Source organism: Bilophila sp. 4_1_30, assembly GCF_000224655.1.
Classification (GTDB): domain Bacteria; phylum Desulfobacterota; class Desulfovibrionia; order Desulfovibrionales; family Desulfovibrionaceae; genus Bilophila; species Bilophila wadsworthia.
Genome location: NZ_JH114273.1, coordinates 1 through 941 on the forward strand (window position 1 = coordinate 1; position 941 = coordinate 941).

Consider the following 941-nt stretch of genomic DNA (forward strand, 5'->3'; position numbering starts at 1 on the left):
GGGGAGGCGACGCGGAAGGAGTTCGTTCCCGCAAAAGACGTTGAGCGAGGGACACGGAAAAGCCGCAATGGTGGAGCAACAATGAAACGGGATTATTGAACCAGCGGCATACGAAAAAGCAAAACTCTTATTGCCGGAGGCGGCATGAACATACGTTGGAATTTGAGTGGTATGGAAATCGAACGGGAGAGCTTCCGTGTCATCGAGTCGGAGTGCGATCTCCACAAGTGGATGCCCGCACTGGAATGGCGTGTGGCGCGCCGCCTGATCCATACCACGGCGGACATGTCCATCGCGGACACGCTGGTTTTCCGGCATGACGCCATCGGCTCTGGTCTGCGGGCGTTGCGGGCTGGAGCGCCGATATTCTGCGATTCCAAGATGATCCGCGCTGGGCTTTCCATCGAGCGGTTGAAGAGGCTGAACCCCGGTTACGGTCCCGAAAGCCTGCACTGCCATATCAGCGATCAGGACGTCATCGATCGCGCCAAGCTCGAAGGCCACACCCGTGCCCTGTGCAGCGCGGAGAAGGCTCGGCCCATACTTGACGGGGCCATCGTGCTCATCGGCAACGCTCCGCTGGCGCTGGCCCGCATTGCCCGGTACGCGCTTGAGGAAGGTGTGCGGCCCGCCCTTGTCGTCGGGATGCCTGTCGGATTTGTCAACGTGGTGGAGTCAAAAGAACTTCTTGCCCAGTGCGACGTTCCCCAGATCGTCCTTGAAGGACGGCGCGGCGGCAGCGCCCTCGCCGTCACCACGCTTCACGCCGTTATGGAGAGCGCGTAGGGATATGGAATTGGGGGAGGGGAGTCTATGCGAGAGGCGTTCGTTCCGGCAGGAAACAAAATATCCAGAATATAAGTCAATAATCTAAATATATTAAATAAACAGTCTTCACATTGCCTTTTCTAGAAAGTATGATACAACAGACACTCGGCAAC

At 57.3% G+C, this 941-nt stretch carries 1 protein-coding gene; it reads left to right on the forward strand.

Annotation, left to right across the window (positions count from 1 at the left end):
- Positions 1 to 144: 144 nt before the first annotated feature.
- Positions 145 to 786 (forward strand): precorrin-8X methylmutase, encoded by a 642-nt coding sequence (locus tag HMPREF0178_RS20100; protein ID WP_009369375.1) that lies wholly within the window; start codon positions 145 to 147, stop codon positions 784 to 786.
- Positions 787 to 941: the final 155 nt, after the last annotated feature.

Coding starts and splice junctions, on each gene's coding strand:
- HMPREF0178_RS20100 (WP_009369375.1), top strand. CDS start 145: ATGAACATACGTTGGAATTTGAGTGGTATGGAAATCGAACGGGAGAGC.